At 60.0% G+C, this 17,683-nt stretch carries 19 protein-coding genes; 9 read left to right on the top strand and 10 right to left on the bottom strand.

The genetic code is table 11. From position 1 onward, the window contains the following. The first annotated feature begins 53 nt into the window (after positions 1-53). Positions 54-1,238, top strand: a complete 1,185-nt coding sequence (gene cfaB, locus IH404_RS00700; RefSeq protein ID WP_005792585.1) for a C17 cyclopropane fatty acid synthase CfaB — start codon at positions 54-56, stop codon at positions 1,236-1,238. Between the two features lie 76 nt (positions 1,239-1,314). Here the strand turns inward: cfaB and cls are convergent, their stop codons facing one another. After that, positions 1,315-2,754: a cardiolipin synthase gene (gene cls / locus IH404_RS00695; RefSeq protein WP_005792584.1), complete on the bottom strand. Its 1,440-nt coding sequence runs from the start codon at positions 2,752-2,754 to the stop codon at positions 1,315-1,317. Positions 2,755-2,884: 130 nt separating this feature from the next. On the opposite strand from cls, the gene IH404_RS00690 reads away from it, so the two are divergent. Then, a complete protein-coding gene (locus tag IH404_RS00690) occupies positions 2,885-3,406 on the top strand; it encodes a DUF3617 domain-containing protein (protein WP_194439632.1) in 522 nt (173 codons plus the stop codon). Here the strand turns inward: IH404_RS00690 and IH404_RS00685 are convergent. From IH404_RS00685 to folE2, 6 genes are read right to left on the bottom strand one after another with little or no spacing between them, the layout of a single operon-like run. Next, positions 3,403-4,740 (bottom strand): dihydroorotase, encoded by a 1,338-nt coding sequence (locus IH404_RS00685; RefSeq protein WP_194439630.1) that lies wholly within the window; start codon positions 4,738-4,740, stop codon positions 3,403-3,405. The two genes, IH404_RS00690 and IH404_RS00685, sit on opposite strands and share 4 nt — an antisense overlap. 3 nt (positions 4,741-4,743) lie before the next feature. Beyond that, positions 4,744-5,304 (bottom strand): DapH/DapD/GlmU-related protein, encoded by a 561-nt coding sequence (locus IH404_RS00680; RefSeq protein ID WP_194439628.1) that lies wholly within the window; start codon positions 5,302-5,304, stop codon positions 4,744-4,746. After that, positions 5,301-6,179 carry a metal ABC transporter substrate-binding protein gene (locus tag IH404_RS00675; protein WP_005792580.1) on the bottom strand — a complete coding sequence of 293 codons (879 nt, stop codon included), beginning with the start codon at positions 6,177-6,179 and terminating at the stop codon, positions 5,301-5,303. The genes IH404_RS00680 and IH404_RS00675 overlap by 4 nt, the downstream gene beginning before the upstream one ends. Before the next feature lie 11 nt (positions 6,180-6,190). Then, positions 6,191-7,057 carry a metal ABC transporter permease gene (locus IH404_RS00670; protein WP_005792579.1) on the bottom strand — a complete coding sequence of 289 codons (867 nt, stop codon included), beginning with the start codon at positions 7,055-7,057 and terminating at the stop codon, positions 6,191-6,193. Then, positions 7,057-7,725, bottom strand: a complete 669-nt coding sequence (locus IH404_RS00665; RefSeq protein ID WP_005792578.1) for an ATP-binding cassette domain-containing protein — start codon at positions 7,723-7,725, stop codon at positions 7,057-7,059. The genes IH404_RS00670 and IH404_RS00665 overlap by 1 nt, the downstream gene beginning before the upstream one ends. Beyond that, on the bottom strand, positions 7,722-8,612 hold the full coding sequence (gene folE2, locus IH404_RS00660; RefSeq protein WP_194439626.1) for a GTP cyclohydrolase FolE2: 891 nt from the start codon (positions 8,610-8,612) through the stop codon (positions 7,722-7,724). Before folE2 ends, IH404_RS00665 begins: the two co-directional genes overlap by 4 nt. Positions 8,613-8,740: 128 nt before the next feature. On the opposite strand from folE2, the gene IH404_RS00655 reads away from it, so the two are divergent. Next, the gene (locus IH404_RS00655; RefSeq protein ID WP_194439624.1) at positions 8,741-9,952 is read left to right on the top strand and encodes an N-acetylmuramoyl-L-alanine amidase; all 1,212 of its coding nucleotides are present in this window, start codon (positions 8,741-8,743) and stop codon (positions 9,950-9,952) included. On the opposite strand, the gene IH404_RS00650 is transcribed toward IH404_RS00655, so the two are convergent. Next, a complete protein-coding gene (locus IH404_RS00650; protein WP_032803757.1) occupies positions 9,949-10,317 on the bottom strand; it encodes a hypothetical protein in 369 nt (122 codons plus the stop codon). The genes IH404_RS00655 and IH404_RS00650 overlap by 4 nt on opposite strands. 127 nt (positions 10,318-10,444) lie before the next feature. Between IH404_RS00650 and dksA the strand changes: the two genes are divergently transcribed. The 4 genes from dksA to IH404_RS00630 are packed head-to-tail and all read left to right on the top strand — an operon-like array spanning position 10,445 to position 13,733. Then, the gene (gene dksA / locus IH404_RS00645; protein WP_005792574.1) at positions 10,445-10,849 is read left to right on the top strand and encodes an RNA polymerase-binding protein DksA; all 405 of its coding nucleotides are present in this window, start codon (positions 10,445-10,447) and stop codon (positions 10,847-10,849) included. Positions 10,850-10,876: 27 nt separating this feature from the next. Continuing rightward, complete coding sequence (gene zigA, locus IH404_RS00640; protein WP_005792573.1) at positions 10,877-12,082, top strand: zinc metallochaperone GTPase ZigA; 1,206 nt, start codon at positions 10,877-10,879, stop codon at positions 12,080-12,082. Further along, on the top strand, positions 12,082-12,726 hold the full coding sequence (locus tag IH404_RS00635; protein WP_194439622.1) for a DUF1826 domain-containing protein: 645 nt from the start codon (positions 12,082-12,084) through the stop codon (positions 12,724-12,726). Before zigA ends, IH404_RS00635 begins: the two co-directional genes overlap by 1 nt. Positions 12,727-12,770: 44 nt before the next feature. Next, a complete protein-coding gene (locus IH404_RS00630) occupies positions 12,771-13,733 on the top strand; it encodes a CobW-like GTP-binding protein (protein ID WP_005792571.1) in 963 nt (320 codons plus the stop codon). Here the strand turns inward: IH404_RS00630 and IH404_RS00625 are convergent. Next, entirely contained in the window at positions 13,727-14,122 is a 396-nt protein-coding gene (locus tag IH404_RS00625) for a DUF3301 domain-containing protein (RefSeq protein WP_005792570.1), read from the bottom strand. The two genes, IH404_RS00630 and IH404_RS00625, sit on opposite strands and share 7 nt — an antisense overlap. 117 nt (positions 14,123-14,239) lie before the next feature. Here IH404_RS00625 and pdxY point away from each other — a divergent pair, with 117 nt between their 5' ends. Further along, the gene (gene pdxY, locus IH404_RS00620) at positions 14,240-15,112 is read left to right on the top strand and encodes a pyridoxal kinase PdxY (protein WP_005792569.1); all 873 of its coding nucleotides are present in this window, start codon (positions 14,240-14,242) and stop codon (positions 15,110-15,112) included. Between the two features lie 26 nt (positions 15,113-15,138). On the opposite strand, the gene IH404_RS00615 is transcribed toward pdxY, so the two are convergent. Beyond that, complete coding sequence (locus tag IH404_RS00615; protein ID WP_003195747.1) at positions 15,139-15,624, bottom strand: acyl-CoA thioesterase; 486 nt, start codon at positions 15,622-15,624, stop codon at positions 15,139-15,141. 292 nt (positions 15,625-15,916) lie between these two features. Here IH404_RS00615 and IH404_RS00610 point away from each other — a divergent pair, with 292 nt between their 5' ends. Further along, positions 15,917-17,680: a cation:proton antiporter gene (locus IH404_RS00610; protein WP_005792568.1), complete on the top strand. Its 1,764-nt coding sequence runs from the start codon at positions 15,917-15,919 to the stop codon at positions 17,678-17,680. Positions 17,681-17,683: the final 3 nt, after the last annotated feature.

Here is a 17,683-nt window from a genome sequence, read left to right as displayed (position 1 = left end):
TCTTCGGATGGTCTACCCTCACTCCAGACGTCTGAAACAAGGGGGGATTACTCATGCTCGCGCAACTTCCACCGGCCTTACAGAATCTTCAGCTACCGTTGCGTCTTCGACTCTGGGACGGCCATGAATTCAACTTGGGACCTGAGCCCAGTGTGACGATTGTGGTCAAGGACCCCACGATGGTGTCCAAGCTGACCCACCCAACGCTCGATTCACTGGGCGAAGCCTTCGTCGAAGGCAAACTGGAGCTGGAAGGCTCCATCACCGAGGTGATCAGGGTATGTGACGAGTTGAGCCACGCCTTGATCGATGACGACGAAGGCAGCCGTCCGGTGCGCTCGATCCACGACAAGGCCACCGACGCGGCAGCCATTTCCTACCATTACGACCTGTCCAACGAGTTCTACCAGCTATGGCTGGATCAGGACATGGCGTACTCCTGCGGTTATTTTGAAACCGGCAGCGAATCCATCGACCAGGCCCAGCAAGACAAATTCCGTCACCTGTGCCGCAAACTGCGGCTGCAGCCGGGCGAGTACCTGCTCGACGTGGGGTGTGGTTGGGGCGGGCTTGCGCGGTTTGCGGCGCGGGAATTCGGAGTCAAGGTGTTTGGTATCACCTTGAGCAAGGAACAGCTGGCGCTGGCCAGGGAGCGTGTGAAAGCAGAGGGCCTGGAGGATCAGGTCGACCTGCAACTGCTCGACTACCGCGACCTGCCCCAGGATGGCCGCTTCGACAAAGTGGTGAGCGTGGGTATGTTCGAACACGTCGGCCACGCCAACCTGGCGCAGTACTGTCAGACGCTGTTCGGTGCCGTGCGTGAAGGCGGCCTGGTGATGAACCATGGCATTACCGCCAAACACACCGATGGTCGCCCAGTGGGCCGAGGCGCTGGGGAGTTTATCGAGCGCTACGTATTTCCCAACGGCGAACTGCCTCACCTGGCGATGATGACTGCCGAGATCAGCGAGGTCGGGTTGGAAGTGGTGGATGTCGAAAGTTTGCGCTTGCACTACGCCCGCACGTTGGACCATTGGAGCGAGCGCCTGGAAGACAATCTGGAAGCGGCGGCGAAGATGGTGCCGGAGCAGGCGCTGCGCATCTGGCGGCTTTACCTGGCCGGTTGCGCTTATGCGTTTGCTCGGGGCTGGATCAATTTGCATCAGATATTGGCGGTCAAACCCCATGCCGATGGGGGCCATGAGTTGCCGTGGACGCGGGAAGATCTCTACCGCTGAGCCGATTTTCCAGAACACTGAAGATCCAAATGTGGGAGGGGACTTGCCCCCTCCCACATTTTCCCTGCGTTGTCTGTTAGAGAATCGGTGAGATCAAGCGCGCCACCCGCATCCCCAACTGTTGCAGGCGTCGCGTCTCGCGGCTTTCTTCCTGACTGACTTCATGGGACAGGGCAAAATCGTCCAGGAGCATGTGTTCAACCTGGCTGGCGAAAGCCTCATCCACCGTCAGCAACATCACTTCGAAATTGAGCCGGAACGAACGGTTGTCCATGTTGGCGCTGCCAATGGCGCTGATTTCGCTGTCTACCAACACCACCTTCTGATGCAGAAACCCGGGCTTGTAGCGGAACACCCGCACACCTGCGCGCACGGCTTCGATGGCGTACAGGCTGGACGCCGCATACACGATGCGGTGGTCGGGCCGTGACGGCAGCAGCAGACGCACATCCACCCCGCGCAATACCGCCAGGCGCAGTGCGGCGAATACGGCTTCGTCGGGGACGAAGTACGGGCTGGTAATCCATACCCGCTCGGTCGCGGCGTGGATGGCCTCGACGAAAAACAGCGAGCAGGTTTCATAGGGGTCTGCCGGGCCACTGGCGAGCAGTTGGCAAAGCACGCCGTCTTCGGGGTAGGCGTCCGGCAGGATCAGCGGCGGCAGTTGCCGTGCCGCCCAGAACCAGTCTTCGGCAAACGACTCCTGAAGGCAGGCCACCACCGGGCCTGTGACCTGTACATGGGTATCGCGCCATGGCGCCAGCGGCGGCTTTTTGCCCAAGTACTCATCGCCCACATTGTGCCCGCCGACAAAGCCGGTGATGCCGTCCACCACCACGATCTTGCGATGGTTACGGAAGTTGACCTGGAAACGATTGAGCCAGCCGCTGCGGGTGGCGAACGCCTTGACCTGCACCCCGGCGTCGCGCAGCGATTGTACGTAGCGATGGGGCAGGGCGTGGCTGCCGATGCGGTCGTACAGCACGTAAATGTCTACGCCCTGGGCGGCCTTTTCCTTCAATAGCACCTGCAATTGGCGGCCAAGCTCATCGTCATGGATGATGAAAAACTGGAACAGCACGGCGGTCCTGGCATTGCGAATCGCCTCGAAAATCGCGCCGAAAGTAGCCTCGCCATTGATCAACAGGCGCACTTCATTATTAGCCAGACACGGCATGCGCCCGAGCTTGGGCATGGCTCGCAGGGAGGCATAGGCACTGGAGTTGCGCGCCGCGAGCGCTTCCTCTACCCACGGGCGCCAATTCAGTTCGGCGATCGCCGTGTGCATTTCCTGGTTGGCCTGGCGACGGGCCTGGATGTACGCGTCGAAGGTGCTGCGGCCGAAGATCAGGTAAGGGATCAGCGTCAGGTAAGGCATGAACATCAGCGACAAGGCCCAGGCGATCGAGCCTTGGGCGGTGCGGACAGTCAGTACCGCGTGAATTGCGGCGAGGCTCCCGAGAACGTGCAGCGTGGCAATGAAGTAGGCGAGCAGGTGCGGGCCAAAGAAATCCATGAACGACATTACTCCAGGCAGTCCAGTGCGTAACAGACCATGAACCGTTGCGAATGTCGCTATTTTATTTGCCGTGCAACACTGGCCGCATTGCGACGTCTAACACGCACAATTACCCAGGAGTTACCCGATGAATGCTCGTCTGCTTGGTTTGGCCATGGTTGTTGGTTTGTCGCTGCCGGTGGCGGCGCAGGCGCAGATGCTGGCGCCGGGCTTGTGGGAGTTGACCACCAGCAATATGAAAGTCGATAACCAGGACCTGCCGGACCTGTCGCTGATCCTCGGTCAGCTCAAGCAACAAATGACTCCTGAACAGCGCGCCATGCTCGAAAAGCAAGGCATCAACATGGCCAGTAAGGGTGTGCAGGTGTGCCTGACCCCAGCCCAGGTTGCCACCGATTCCATCCCGCTGACCGACCCGCAATCGGGCTGCAAGCAGGAAGTGACTGACAAGACCGGCAACCAATGGAAGTTCCGTTTCAGCTGCCCCAAAGCCCAGGGCACGGGTGTAGCGACCTTCCAAAGCCAGAAGGAATTCACCACCACCGTCAATGGTACGTTCAATGCCACGGGCATCCAGCAGAAGGGCAGCCTGGACAGCCACGCTCAGTGGCTGGGCAACGATTGCGGTACGGTCAAACCCCGCGCTTAACGCAGAAAGTGCAGGGGCAAGCCCTGGCAACTGTCGACCACCTGGCCGTTGTGCCAGGCCAGGTGGCCGGACACCAGCGTGGTGCTCACGCTGTGACGAAAGCTGCGCTCTGCAAAGGGTGTCCAGCCGCAACGAGCGAGAATCGGTTGGCTGCTGACCGGTTTGCCCTGAGGCTCAGGTTTGATCAACACCAGATCGGCCCAATAGCCTTCACGCAGGTAACCGCGATCAGGAATGGCAAACAGGTCGGCCACCCGATGACTGGTTTTCGCCACCAGTGTGGTCAGAGGCAAATGCCCGTCGGCCACCAACTCCAATAGTGCCGGCAGGGCGTGCTGCACCAGGGGTAAACCCGAGGGTGCTTCACGATAGCCCAATTGTTTTTGCGCCCAGGTATGCGGCGCATGGTCAGTGCCAATCACATCCAGGCGATCACTTAATAACGCCAGGCGCAGCGCGTCGCGGTCGGCGCGTGTCTTGATGGCCGGGTTGCATTTGATCTGGTGGCCGAGGCGGTGATAGTCGCGGTCGTCGAACAGCAGATGATGCAGGCAGACCTCGGCGGTGATGTGTTTTTCGGCCAGGGGCTTGTCTTCGAACAGCGCGAGTTCGCGGGCGCTGGTCAGGTGCAGCACGTGCAGTCGCGTGCCGTGGCGCTGGGCCAGTTCCACGGCAAACGATGACGAGCGATAACATGCTTCGGCGTCGCGGATCAGTGGATGAGCGACAGCGGGAATGCGCTCGCCAAAGCGCTCGCGCAAGCGTTGCTCGTTGGCCAGGATGCTCGGGGTGTGTTCGCAGTGCGCGAGCAGAATGGTCGGCACTTCGGCAAACAAACGGTCCAGAATACGTGGGTCGTCCACCAGCATGTTGCCGGTGGAGGCGCCCATGAACACTTTGACTCCAGCCACTTCACAGGGGTCGAGGCCGGCGACGGTATCCAGATTGTCGTGGCTTACGCCAAAGTGAAAACCGTAGTTGGCCACTGAGTGCAACGCAGCGCGGCGCTTTTTATCGGCCAGGGATTGCAGGTCCAAGGTGGCTGGGTGGGTGTTGGGCATGTCCATGAAGCTGGTGATACCGCCGGCCACCGCGGCACGGGATTCGCTGTAGAAACTGCCTTTGTCTGGCGCGCCGGGTTCGCGAAAATGCACCTGGTCATCGATCATTCCCGGCAGCAACCACTGGCCTTTGGCGTCGATTTCTACCGGTTCGTCAGCGCCTTCAATGCTGGCGGCAATCTTCTCGATACGGCCATTGGCGACCAGCACGTCGGCGTCGAATACCTGGCCCTCGTTGACCAGGCGGGCGTTGCGTATCAGCAGGCGACTCATGGCTCAGAACTCGTTTTGCAAGGCTTTGTAGCCGCGCACCAGGTCGACGTTGGTGCGTGCCACGTCTTCGGAAAACTCCGAGGCGCTGACACTCACCGGCGGGAATTGCGACAGGTCGGTGTTAGGCCCGATGCGGGTGGTGGAGGGCACGTAGAAGGCCTCGGGCAGGTCGCGGCCATCGACCACCGAGTTGTGGCGCACCACGCAACCATCGCCGACGGCGCAATTGAACAGCACGCTGTTGAAGCCGATGAACACGCGGTCGCCGACTGTGCAGGGGCCATGGACGATGGAACGGTGGGCGATGGAGGTGAACTCGCCAATGGTCACCGCCGCGCCGGACTTGGAGTGGATCACCACGCCGTCCTGGATGTTGGAGTTCGCGCCGATCGTGATCGGGTCCATGGCGCCGCTGGCATCGACTTCGTCGGCGCGGATCACGGCGTAGGGGCCGACGAAGACGTTCTCGCCGATGATGACCTTGCCGCAGATGATCGCAGTCTTGTCGACGTAGGCTGATTCAGCAATTACCGGCAGGTCACCTGAAGGGTTTTTGCGGATCATGGTTTGCTCAACGCCGCGCACAGGGTGTTCAGGTTGTATTCGAACAGCCCGATAAAGGTGCTGGCCGGGCCTTGAGCGGCGAGGGCGTCGGAGTACAGCGTGCCGCCTATCTGCGCGCCGCTTTCATCGGCAATCTGCTTGAGCAGGCGCGAGTCCTTGATGTTTTCGATAAACACGGCTTTGACCTTGTCTTTACGGATCTGGGTGATCAGCGCGGCGACTTCGGCGGCCGACGGGTCACGCTCGGTAGACAAGCCCTGGGGCGCGAGGAATTGGATGCCATACGCCTGGCCCAAATAGCCGAAGGCGTCATGGGAGGTGACGATGCGGCGGTTGCCCGACGGCAGTGCAGCGAACTTGGCCTTGGCCTCGGCCAGCAGGCTGTGGATTTGTTTAAGGTAAGCCTGGCTGTTGCGCAGGTAGTCGCTTTTATTGGCAGGGTCGGCGGCCACCAATGCCTTGGTGATGTTGCTCACATAAATTTCGGCGTTGGCCAGGTTGTGCCAGGCGTGTGGGTCGGGAATGGTCTCGCCGTCTTCGTCCATGGTGTGCGAGATCACGCCTTTGCTGGCGGTGACGACCGTAGCGGTGGTTTCAGTGCTGGTGACCAGGCGATCCAGCCACGGCTCGAAACCTAGACCGTTCTTGATGATGACCTTGGCCTTGAGCAGCGCTTTGGCGTCATCCGGTGTGGGTTCATAGGTATGAGCATCGGCGTCCGGGCCGACCATGTTGCTGATCTGAATATGGTCGCCACCGATCTGGTGGGTGATGTCATCGAGAATACTGAAGCTGGTGACTACCTGGAGTTTGTCTGCGGCGTGAGCCATCGACAGCGGCAGCAACAGACTGAACAACACAAGAAGAGCGCGCATCGGGAAACACCTCATGAGGATGTAGGCAAAGGAGGGCGGCGCAATAAGCCATGCACCGGACCGAATACCACGGACAACACATATCCGGCGCCCGCCACCAGCACGATCGCCGGGCCGCTGGGCAGTGAGTAGTAGAACGACAGCAGCAAACCCAGCCACACGGAGAGGCATCCCAGCACCGCCGATACTGCGATCAACACCGGCAGGCGCCGGCTCCAGAAGCGTGAAGCGATGGCCGGCAGCATCATCAAGCCCACCACCATCAGTGCGCCGATGGCTTGAAAACCGATCACCAGGTTCAGCACCACCAGGGTCAGGAACAGGCCGTGGGCCAGTGGGCCAAGGCGGCTGACGGTTTGCAGGAACAGCGGGTCAAGGGTGTCGAGCAGCAGGGGTTTGTAGATCAGTGCCATGGCGATCAGGCTGAAGCTGGACACCCAGAGCATTCCGGTCAGTGTGGTTTCGTCCACGGCCAGGGCGGAGCCGAATAACAGGTGCAGCAGGTCCAAGCGTTTGCCGGCAATGCCCAGGATCAATACACCGGCCGCGAGCGAAATGGGGTAGATGGCGGCGAGGCTGGCGTCTTCGCGCAGGCCGGTGCGGCGGGTGATCCACGCCGCCAGGCCGGCCATGCTCAGGCCGGCGCCGAGGCCGCCGAGGGTCAGCGCGGGCAGGCTTAGCCCTGCGAACCAGAAGCCCAGTGCGGCGCCCGGCAGAATGCCGTGAGCCACGGCGTCACCGATCAGGCTCATGCGTCGCAGGATCAGGAACACGCCCAAGGGGGCGGTGCTGCAAGCAAGCACCAACCCGCCGATCAGTGCGCGGCGCATAAACACGAAATCCTGGAATGGCATCCACAGGTGAGCGGTGAGGTGCATCAGGCCACCTGCATCTGTGGTTGCGGGCGGATCAGCTCTTTGCTGGGGCCGAACACGCAGCCGGTGTTTTTAAGCAGCAGCACGTGCTGGGTGTGGTGACGCACGGACGCCAAGTCATGACAGACGACCACCAGCGTGCGGCCTTGGTTGTGCCAGGTATGGATGTGTTTCCAGCACAGTGCCTGGCCGTCTTCGTCGAGGGCGGCGTGGGGTTCGTCGAGCAGCAGGATGGGGGAGTCGGCCAGGCTCATACGGGCGAGCAGGGCGCGTTGCAGTTCGCCACCGGATAACGCCATCAGCGGGCGCTGTTCCAAACCGCTGAGACACCAGTCGTCCAATACGGCGTGCAGGCGCTCGTTGCGTTCATGTGAATTCAGCTGGGTGCCCCAGAAACCGGCAGCCACCAGCTCTTGCAAACTGATCGGAAACTGACGATCCAGGTGTTGTTGCTGGGGCAAGAACGACAAGCCGCCGCGACGTGGAACATCGACATGCACCTTGCCCGTCAGCGGCTTTTGCACCCCGGCGATTACTTTGAGCAGGCTGCTCTTGCCGGTGCCATTGGCGCCGATAATCCCCGTGAGGCTACCTTTTTCCAGCGTCAGGTTCAGCGCCGGCGTCAGTGGTTGGCCGGGGGCGCCCCAGCGCAAAGCGTGGCAGGTAATCATGCAAAGTCTCTCGTCCAACGGCTTTCAGCCACCGCATCGTGGGCGTGCAGGCTTTCGGCGTGGATCACTTTGAGGTGGAAGGCTTTGACGGCATTCGAGCGCTTCAACGCGAGGTTCAAGCGGCGTGCGGCGTCTTCGCAGAACATGAGGTTCTGTCCGTTAACCAGGGCGAACGCTTGTTCATCCGCACGTTTCACCGCGGTTTGTACGGCAGTGCCCAAAGCTGCTTCGGCAGCGTTGATCAAGTCGACTATCGCCAGATCGTCACCCTGCAGCTGAACGTTTAACTGCGCGGTACTGCGTTGGCTATGGGGCGTGGCCACAATACCGTTGGCGCTGCCCAGCCAGCTCAACACGTCCTCATGCTGCAGAGGTGTGTGGGCAAAATCTTCGAGAAACTGCTGCTGAATCAGCTGTCTGGCCAGGGCAGCGGAGCAAGGGCACGTTGAGGAATAAGTAACGTCAATTTTTAGTTCCACGTGGAACATCTGATTTTCCAGGCGCGCTTCGATGCTGACCGGATAGCTTTTCCACCCCTCCAAAGGGCTGACCAACGCGGGGCGTTTTAACAACAGATTTGTGTGAATACGCAGGTAGGCGTTCTTAGATAAATCTTCATGTGTGTCGAGAAAACGCTGCAGTACATTACGCAAAAGTGCAGGTGTCAGGGGTTGCTGTTCGAGCATTTCCAACGCCAGGTAGAGGCGTGACATATGAATGCCACGGGCCGTGCCGTCGTTCAGGCTTACGCCCGCATCGGCTTTAGCGGCCAGGTGTTGGCCGTCGAGCAACACAGGCAGGGCAATGCCGCACATGCCCACCCAGTCAAGTGGCAAGGCTTGGCGTGAAGCCTGCGCGGCGATATCCGGCAGAGTCAGCGCATTCATGAGCAGGTCCATCGTTGGAAATGATTGGTCATGTTATAGTATAACAATAGTCGTCACGATGAAATTTCTGTCCCAGCCTTTGTTCAGTCCTGTCGAGTAGGGATGCTCCTTTATCTGCGGTATATGTCATGCACAGACGTCAGCTCCTTAACCTGCTGCTGGTCAGCCCCTTGTTCACGTTGCCTTTGGGGGCCTACGCCACGCAGATCCGCAATGCGCGGCTGTGGCGCTCTGACGATAAGCTGCGGCTGGTGTTCGACCTTAGCGGCCCGGTGCAATACAAGACGTTCTCCCTGACGTCGCCGGATCGTCTGATCATCGACTTGAGTGGCGCCGGGCTCAGCGGCGACTTTTCCCAACTGGCGCTGAAGAACAGTGGGATTACCTCGATCCGCTCCGGGCATTTCGGCAAGAGCGATACGCGTATCGTCCTGGATTTGGTCGCGCCGATGCAGCTCAACAGTTTTGTGCTGCCGCCCCAGGATGGCCAAGGCCATCGCCTGGTGCTGGACCTGACCAACGCCACGCACGCGCCCCGTCAAATCGCTGCTGAACCGGCGCCCTTGGTGGTGCCGGCGGACAAGGCGCATCCCAAACGCGACATCATTGTGGTGGTTGACCCCGGCCATGGCGGCAAAGACCCGGGCGCTGTCGGCTCCAAGGGCCAGCGCGAAAAAGATGTGGTGCTGTCGATCGCCCAGTTGCTGGCGAAACGTTTGAAACGTGAAAAAGGTTTTGCCGTAAAGCTGGTGCGCAACGACGACTTCTTCGTACCGCTGCGCAAGCGCGTGGACATCGCCCGCAAGCACAAGGCCGATATGTTCATCTCGGTGCACGCCGACGCCGCGCCACGGCTTACTGCATCGGGCGCTTCGGTGTATGCGTTGTCGGAAGGCGGTGCCACCTCTGCCACGGCGCGGTTCATGGCCCAGCGCGAGAACGGCGCAGACCTCTTGGGCGCCACGACGTTACTCAATCTGAAGGACAAGGATCCGATGCTGGCCGGGGTGATCCTCGACATGTCCATGAACGCCACCATCGCCTCCAGCCTGCAATTGGGCAGCGCGGTATTGGGCAGCTTGCAAAGCATCACCAGCCTGCATCAGAAGCGGGTGGAACAGGCAGGGTTCGCGGTGCTCAAGTCACCGGACGTGCCTTCGATTCTGGTGGAGACCGGGTTTATCTCCAACGCGCGAGACGCCCAGAGGCTGGTGACGGCGCGTCATCAACAAGCGGTGGCGGATCGGCTTTTTGAAGGTTTGAAACAGTACTTCCAGAAGAACCCGCCCATCAACAGCTACATGGCTTGGGTGCAGGAACAGCACAAAACCCAGGCTTAACAGCCGGTCATTCGGTTACAGGTGAACTTGGCGCTGGCGCCGCCTGAACTGGAAAACCGGTTGATGGTGGTCCAGCCCACGCGACGCGTGTAGCCAACCCACGCCTCGCCATCCGATGCCAACCCGGTGAAGAACGTCAGTTGCCCATAGCGGCTATTGGTCTGCGCCCAATAGCGTTTGCCGATCACTTCGAAACCGCGCAGGTAAGTGATGTTGCCCGCAGTCGCCACGCTGTAGGCATTGCCCAGCGGGTCCACGCAAGCCAGCAAGGTGGCGCTGCGGGTGCAGTTGGCCAACGGGCTTGGGACTTGGGCGCAGGCAGGTCCTGCGGTTGCCAATAGCAGGGCGCACAGTACGTATCTCATCGTGTTTCTCGGGGGGGCGAAAGTGATCAAGCATTGCGCCCTTCGTCGTGAGGAGCAAGGGAGGTTGGCTTATTTGTATTGTTATACTATAACATAAAAGCACAGACCCACCCGTGAACCGTTTCCCATGACCGAACAAGAATTGCTGGCCCAACCGGCTACTGACTACATGAATGAAGCCCAACAGCGCTTCTTCCGCGAACTGCTGCTGGCTCAGCGCGATGAACTGCAAGCGCGTATCGACGCTGAGTTCCAGGCGCTGCGCGAGCAGGAAACCAACAGCGACCTGGCGGATATCGGCAGCGCCGAAGAACAACGCCAATGGCAACTGCGCTTGCTCGAGCGGGAAAAAAAGCTGTTGGACAAGATCGACGACGCCATGGAGCTGCTGGCCCGCGGTGAATACGGCTGGTGCCGTGAAACCGGCGAGCCCATCGGCCTGCAACGCCTGCTGCTGCGCCCCACCGCAACCCTGTGTATCGAAGCCAAAGAACGTGAAGAGCTGCGCGAACGCCATAAACGGGCAGTTTGACCGGCCAACCCTGATGAGGAATACCTGATGCCCAATCGTCTCCCCGTGACCGTGTTGTCCGGCTTTCTCGGCGCCGGTAAAAGCACACTGCTCAACTATGTCCTGCGCAACCGCGACAACTTGCGGGTGGCGGTGATCGTCAACGACATGAGCGAAATCAACATCGACGGCAGCGAGGTGCAGCGCGACGTCACGCTCAATCGTGCCGAAGAAAAACTGGTGGAGATGAGCAACGGCTGCATCTGCTGCACCTTGCGTGAAGACTTGCTGGAAGAAGTCGCCAAGCTCGCCAAGGAAGGGCGTTTCGATTATCTGCTGATCGAATCCACCGGTATCTCCGAGCCGCTGCCCGTGGCCGAAACCTTCACCTTTCGCGATGAAAACGAGCAAAGCCTGGCCGACATTGCACGCCTGGACACCATGGTTACCGTGGTCGATGGCATGAACTTTCTGCTCGACTACCAGGCCGCCGAAAGCCTGGCTTCCCGCGGCGAAACCCTAGGTGAAGAAGATGAGCGCTCCATCACTGACCTGTTGATCGAACAGATCGAATTCGCCGACGTCATCCTGATCAGCAAAATCGACCTGATCAGCAGCCGCGAGCGTGAAGAATTGATGGCCATCCTTGAGCGCCTCAACGCCCAGGCGGAAATTATCCCGATGGTCATGGGCGAGGTGGCGCTGCACAAGATCCTCAACACCGGCCGTTTCGACTTCGAACGCGCTGCCCAGGCGCCGGGTTGGTTGCAGGAGCTGCGCGGTGAGCATGTGCCGGAAACCGAAGAATACGGTATTGCCTCCACCGCTTACCGTGCGCGCCGCCCCTTCCATCCACAGCGTTTTTTCGACTTTATCGATCGCCCTTGGGTGAACGGCAAACTGTTGCGCTCCAAGGGCTTCTTCTGGTTGGCCAGCAAACATCAGGACGCCGGCAGTTGGTCCCAGGCCGGTGGCTTGATGCGCCATGGCTTTGCCGGACGCTGGTGGCGCTTTGTGCCAAAAAGCCAATGGCCACAGGACGAGGAAAGCGTGGCCGCGATCATGGGCAACTGGCAACTGAGCACAGGGGACTGCCGCCAGGAGCTGGTGTTTATCGGGCAAAACATCGACTTCAACCTGATGCGTGCGGAGCTGGATGCCTGCCTGCTCAATGATGAAGAAATGGCCCTGGGTGTCGAAGGTTGGCGCCAGCTGCCTGATCCTTTCGGCCCTTGGTATGAGCAGGTCGCCTGATGCTGGCCCCGGTTATCCCCCTGCGCCCCGTGATCCGCCAGACGTGTGGGCAAACTCCGTTGGCACTGTCCGATATCCTCGAAGATGGCGTCAACCTGGCGCTGTGGCAACGTCAGCTGCCCCTGCATATCGCCGAGTTCGGCGCTTTGCTGGTGGCGCTCAATGAGCCGCTCGCCGAATCCCTGGTGATTGAGCTCGAAAACGAGGACGCCGTGCCGAACTTGCAGGGTCTGGCATCCAGTTGCCGCGATCTTGAGGGTTACGAAGGTTTTATCGCCGATCTGTCATGGCTGGTCAGTGCATTTGCCTGCCTGCTCGGCGCCAAGCGTATTGGCGTACGTTTGCGGCTGTTGGACAAGGCCATGTGCCCGCGTTTTCACGTTGATCATGTGCCGGTTCGGCTGATCACCACCTATGCCGGTATCGGCAGCCAATGGTTGCGCGAAGGTGTGATGGATCGCCGCAAACTGAGCCAGGCGGATGCTGAACCTACCGGGCGTATCGAGCAGATCCACTGCGGTGAGGTGGCGCTGCTCAAGGGCACCAAATGGCACGGCAACGAAGGGCATGGCCTGATCCATCGTTCGCCAGCGCTCAAGGCCGATGAGCGCCGGTTGATCCTGACGCTGGATTGGCTGGCATAACCGCGTAGGATCAAACGCTCTACACGGCCAGAATGATGTTTCCAATGTTGCAGAACATACCCACCCATGTGATTGCCGGCCCATTGGGCGCCGGCAAGACCAGCCTGATCAAGCACCTGCTCGCTCAGCGCCCGGCCAACGAGCGTTGGGCGGTGCTGATCAACGAATTTGGCCAGATCGGCCTGGACGCTGCCTTGCTGACTCAAGACGCTGACGGCGTCGCCTTGGGCGAGGTAGCGGGTGGCTGCCTGTGCTGTGTGAATGGTGCACCGTTCCAGGTAGGCCTGGGCCGTTTGCTGCGTAAGGCCAAACCGGATCGGCTGTTTATAGAACCTTCAGGTTTGGGTCATCCTGCGCAGTTGCTCAAACAACTGCGGGAAGCTCCATGGCAAGACGTGCTGGCCGTGCAGCCCAGCGTGCTGGTGCTGGATGCCCAGGCGTTGGCAGCAGGCAAGCCCTTGCCGCAGGCACAGCAAGCGGCGCTGGCAAGTGCTGGCCTGCTGGTGTTGAACAAGGATGAGGCCCTGAATGCCGCACAGCGTCAGGCGATTGAACGGCAGCTACCCGATTGCGCGCTTTACTGGACACGCCAGGCTCAGCTGCCAATCGACCAGTTGCCGGGCTTGAATGCGCAGGCCCAAGCGGCTGTGGATAACTTCGCGGCGCCTGAAGGCCTTGCGCAAATGCCGGCCATCTGGAGCGATCCTGCCTTGCCCATCTGTTTGAGTCAGGGCCAGGAGGGGGGGTGGAGTATCGGCTGGCGATGGCACCCCAGCCAGCAATTCGATGTCAGCCGTCTGCATCGCTGGCTATCAGGCCTCGACTGGCATCGTGCCAAACTGGTTATCCACAGCGGCGAAGACTGGGTTTCGGCCAATGCTGTGGATAACAGCGTCCTAACCTGGCAACCCAGCGAATGGCGACGCGATTCGCGTATCGAATTGATCTTCAGCGAACCACGGGACGTGGCCGCATTGCAGGCTGCGCTGGCAGCCTGCCGCTACTGACGGTTCTTGGTGGCGTGGTCCTGGCGCCATTGGCTCAATTCGATCACTTCGGCGCTAGGCAGTGGTTCCTTGGCTTCGAACGGGTAGGGTGCCAGTTCGATCTGCGCACTGTGGGCGCCGAATTGGGTGATCGTCCCGGCATGGCGGGTTTCCCCGGTCACGGTGAATTCGAAATTATAGACGCGTGCCAGGCGCCGCCGGCCATTGGCATCCTTCACAAAACCGATGCGTTTCAACGCAACCGCACCATCGAGCAATTCGATATCAAGCTTGGCGCAATGCTGCTTGACCCGCTCCAGCGCCCGCTCACGCAGGCCGTGGTTGTGCCAAACCCAGGCGGCGCCAGTCGCCAGCAGCATCAGCACGAAGATGTTTCCCAGGGTCAGCATTCCATGAACTCCAACAAAGTGAGAGCAGCTTAACTGCGTCGCCGGTCTGTCGTACAGGCTGCGTTTAGTCGCATACTGCGCGGCCAGAATTTCAACGGCTTTACGGAAATCTCCCGCATGAAACGCACACCTCATCTGCTTGCGATCCAGTCTCATGTGGTCTTTGGCCACGCCGGAAACAGCGCCGCCGTGTTCCCCATGCAGCGTGTGGGAGTGAATGTCTGGCCGCTCAATACGGTGCAGTTCTCCAACCACACTCAGTATGGACAGTGGGCGGGCGAAGTGTTGGCGCCGCAGCAAATTCCGGCCTTGGTAGAAGGCATTGCCGCGATTGGTGAGCTGGGCAACTGTGACGCGGTGCTGTCCGGCTACCTGGGCAGCGCCGATCAGGGCCGTGCAATCCTTAGCGGCGTGGCCCGTATCAAAGCGATCAATCCGAAGGCGCTGTACCTGTGCGACCCGGTGATGGGCCACCCGGAAAAGGGTTGCATCGTGCCACAGGAGGTCAGCGATTTCCTGCTTGATGAGGCTGCGGCCATGGCAGATTTCCTGTGCCCCAACCAACTGGAACTGGACAGCTTTGCCGGGCGCAAGCCGCAATCGCTGTTTGATTGCCTGGTCATGGCCAAGGCGTTGCTGGCCCGCGGGCCCAAAGCGGTGCTGGTCAAGCACCTGGATTACCCAGGCAAACTGCCGGAAGGTTTTGAAATGCTGTTGGTGACGGCTGAGGGCAGTTGGCACTTGCGTCGGCCGCTGTTGGCGTTCCCGCGTCAGCCGGTGGGTGTGGGTGACCTGACGTCGGGCCTGTTCCTGGCGCGGGTGCTGTTGGGCGATAGCCTGGTGGCAGCCTTTGAATTCACCGCCGCAGCGGTGCATGAAGTGCTACTGGAGACCCAGGCCTGCGCCAGTTATGAACTGGAACTGGTGCGGGCTCAGGACCGTATTGCCCACCCTCGTGTGCGCTTCGAAGCCACACCGATCAGTTTGTAAGCACAGGGAGCCCGTGGGTTTACAAATTACGGCGCGTCGGCTTTGATCTCCCGGTAACGCTTTTCCAGCTCCTGACGAATCTGCCGACGCTGCTGGGCCTGCACAAAGCGGCGCTTGTCTTCGCTGTTCTGCGGCTGCAGCGGCGGCACGGCGGCAGGTTTGCGCTGGTCGTCCACGGCCACCATGGTAAAGAAACAGCTGTTGGTATGGCGCACCGAGCGTTCACGGATGTTCTCGGTCACCACCTTGATGCCCACTTCCATCGACGTATTGCCGGTGTAGTTGACCGACGCGAGGAAAGTCACCAGTTCACCGACATGGATCGGTTCGCGAAAAATCACCTGGTCCACCGACAGCGTGACCACATAACGACCGGCATAACGGCTGGCGCAGGCGTAGGCCACTTCGTCGAGGTACTTGAGCAGCGTGCCGCCGTGGACATTGCCTGAGAAGTTGGCCATGTCAGGGGTCATCAGTACCGTCATCGACAGCTGGGCGTTTCCGGGTTCCATAGCACACTCACGGGTTGTAGGCATTGGTTGGGGGGAGGGCACCTCTGCGGGTGCTGGAGTCTTTGCAGCGCCATCCCTAACGGGACGCTGGTGGGCAGCTTGCCGTCACGCGTGCATCGATCTGTTTCCATATATTGCACCGGCTTTTCAGCAGAAGTCGCGGTGTTAACCTTCAAAAGCCCATCTCAGGGCATTTCTTACGATCAAGGCAGACTTTTCCTTCCGCTCTTTGCGACCGTACAAAGGCGGCCGGAAGTGGGAAAAGCGCTGGTACCTCAAGGAGTCCCTCGCCATGCACGCCATCAGCTTTATCCAGGACCTGGCCGTGATCATGCTGGTGGCAGGGGTTGTGACCATCCTGTTTCACCGCCTCAAGCAGCCGGTGGTGCTGGGCTACATCGTCGCGGGTTTTATTATCGGGCCGCATACCCCGCCGTTTGGCCTGATCCATGATGAAGACACGATCAAGACCCTGGCTGAGCTTGGGGTGATTTTCCTGATGTTCTGCCTGGGCCTGGAGTTCAGCCTGCGCAAGCTGTTCAAGGTGGGCGCCACGGCGTTTATCGCGGCCTTCCTGGAAATCGTCCTGATGATCTGGATCGGCTATGAGATTGGCCGCTGGTTCGACTGGAGCACCATGGACTCGCTGTTCCTCGGCGCGATCCTGGCGATTTCCTCGACCACCATCATCGTCAAGGCCCTCAATGACCTGAAGATGAAAGACCAGCGTTTCGCCCAGCTGATTTTCGGGGTATTGATCGTCGAGGACATCCTGGGCATCGGCATCATTGCCCTGCTGTCTAGCATCGCCGTCAGTGGCACGGTCAGCTCAGGCGAAGTGTTCTCCACGGTCGGCAAACTCTCACTGTTCATGATCGTCGCGCTGGTGATCGGCATTTTGCTGGTGCCGCGCCTGCTGGCTTACGTGGCCAAGTTTGAAAGCAACGAAATGCTGCTGATCACAGTGTTGGGCCTGTGTTTCGGCTTCTGCCTGCTGGTGGTGAAGCTGGAGTACAGCATGGTGCTCGGCGCCTTCCTGATTGGCGCGATCATGGCTGAATCCCGTCAGTTGATTAAGATTGAGCGCTTGATCGAACCCGTTCGCGACATGTTCAGCGCGATCTTCTTTGTCGCGATTGGCTTGATGATCGACCCGCAGATCTTGCTGCAATACGCGTGGCCGATCGCCGTGATCACCGTGGCTGTGGTGCTGGGCAAAATGCTCTCCTGTGGCCTGGGCGCTTTTATCGCGGGCAATGATGGTCGTACTTCGTTGCGGGTCGGTATGGGGCTGTCACAGATTGGCGAATTTTCTTTCATCATCGCAGCGCTGGGGATGACTTTGCAGGTGACCAGCGACTTCCTGTACCCGGTGGCCGTGGCTGTTTCGGCGATTACGACCTTGCTCACCCCCTACCTGATTCGCGGGGCTGACCCGCTGTCGTTGAAGATCGCAGCGGTAATGCCCAAGCGCATGAGCCGGGTATTCGGACTGTATGGCGAATGGCTGCGCAGCATCCAGCCCCAGGGCGAGGGTGCAATGCTGGCCTCGATGATCCGCAAGATCATCCTGCAAGTCGGGGTGAATCTGGCACTGGTGATCGCGATCTTCTTCGCTGGCAGTTTTTTCGCGGCGCGCATCGGCGGGTATCTGGAAGGCTGGATCAGTGATCAGAGCTGGCAGAAGGCGTTGATCTGGGGCGGGGCGCTGCTGTTGTCGCTGCCGTTCCTGATTGCGGCGTATCGCAAGCTCAAGGCGCTGTCGATGTTGCTGGCCGAGATGAGTGTGAAGCCGGAGATGGCCGGGCGGCATACCCAGCGTGTGCGAAGGGTGATCGCGGAGCTGATTCCGCTGCTCTCACTGCTGGTGATCTTCCTGTTACTGGCAGCCTTGTCGGCCAGCATTCTGCCGACCAACAAGTTGCTGGTGCTGATCGCCGTGGTCACGGCTGCAGTGGCTGCGGTGCTCTGGCGCTGGTTTATCCGGGTGCATACGCGGATGCAGGTGGCCTTGTTGGAAACATTAGATAACCACAAGGATACGCCGGAGCACTAAAGG

This window comes from Pseudomonas sp. OST1909 (assembly GCF_015277575.1).
GTDB lineage: Bacteria > Pseudomonadota > Gammaproteobacteria > Pseudomonadales > Pseudomonadaceae > Aquipseudomonas > Aquipseudomonas synxantha_A.
The sequence above is the reverse complement of the archived record's forward strand: the minus strand, read 5'-3'. Positions and strand labels throughout refer to the sequence as shown.

Bases quoted from the DNA above. Each gene is read 5' to 3' on its own strand.
- cfaB (WP_005792585.1), top strand. From the start codon at position 54: ATGCTCGCGCAACTTCCACCGGCCTTACAGAATCTTCAGCTACCGTTG.
- cls (WP_005792584.1), bottom strand. From the start codon at position 2,754: ATGGATTTCTTTGGCCCGCACCTGCTCGCCTACTTCATTGCCACGCTG.
- IH404_RS00690 (WP_194439632.1), top strand. From the start codon at position 2,885: ATGAATGCTCGTCTGCTTGGTTTGGCCATGGTTGTTGGTTTGTCGCTG.
- IH404_RS00685 (WP_194439630.1), bottom strand. From the start codon at position 4,740: ATGAGTCGCCTGCTGATACGCAACGCCCGCCTGGTCAACGAGGGCCAG.
- IH404_RS00680 (WP_194439628.1), bottom strand. From the start codon at position 5,304: ATGATCCGCAAAAACCCTTCAGGTGACCTGCCGGTAATTGCTGAATCA.
- IH404_RS00675 (WP_005792580.1), bottom strand. From the start codon at position 6,179: ATGCGCGCTCTTCTTGTGTTGTTCAGTCTGTTGCTGCCGCTGTCGATG.
- IH404_RS00670 (WP_005792579.1), bottom strand. From the start codon at position 7,057: ATGCACCTCACCGCTCACCTGTGGATGCCATTCCAGGATTTCGTGTTT.
- IH404_RS00665 (WP_005792578.1), bottom strand. From the start codon at position 7,725: ATGATTACCTGCCACGCTTTGCGCTGGGGCGCCCCCGGCCAACCACTG.
- folE2 (WP_194439626.1), bottom strand. From the start codon at position 8,612: ATGAATGCGCTGACTCTGCCGGATATCGCCGCGCAGGCTTCACGCCAA.
- IH404_RS00655 (WP_194439624.1), top strand. From the start codon at position 8,741: ATGCACAGACGTCAGCTCCTTAACCTGCTGCTGGTCAGCCCCTTGTTC.
- IH404_RS00650 (WP_032803757.1), bottom strand. From the start codon at position 10,317: ATGAGATACGTACTGTGCGCCCTGCTATTGGCAACCGCAGGACCTGCC.
- dksA (WP_005792574.1), top strand. From the start codon at position 10,445: ATGACCGAACAAGAATTGCTGGCCCAACCGGCTACTGACTACATGAAT.
- zigA (WP_005792573.1), top strand. From the start codon at position 10,877: ATGCCCAATCGTCTCCCCGTGACCGTGTTGTCCGGCTTTCTCGGCGCC.
- IH404_RS00635 (WP_194439622.1), top strand. From the start codon at position 12,082: ATGCTGGCCCCGGTTATCCCCCTGCGCCCCGTGATCCGCCAGACGTGT.
- IH404_RS00630 (WP_005792571.1), top strand. From the start codon at position 12,771: ATGTTGCAGAACATACCCACCCATGTGATTGCCGGCCCATTGGGCGCC.
- IH404_RS00625 (WP_005792570.1), bottom strand. From the start codon at position 14,122: ATGCTGACCCTGGGAAACATCTTCGTGCTGATGCTGCTGGCGACTGGC.
- pdxY (WP_005792569.1), top strand. From the start codon at position 14,240: ATGAAACGCACACCTCATCTGCTTGCGATCCAGTCTCATGTGGTCTTT.
- IH404_RS00615 (WP_003195747.1), bottom strand. From the start codon at position 15,624: ATGGAACCCGGAAACGCCCAGCTGTCGATGACGGTACTGATGACCCCT.
- IH404_RS00610 (WP_005792568.1), top strand. From the start codon at position 15,917: ATGCACGCCATCAGCTTTATCCAGGACCTGGCCGTGATCATGCTGGTG.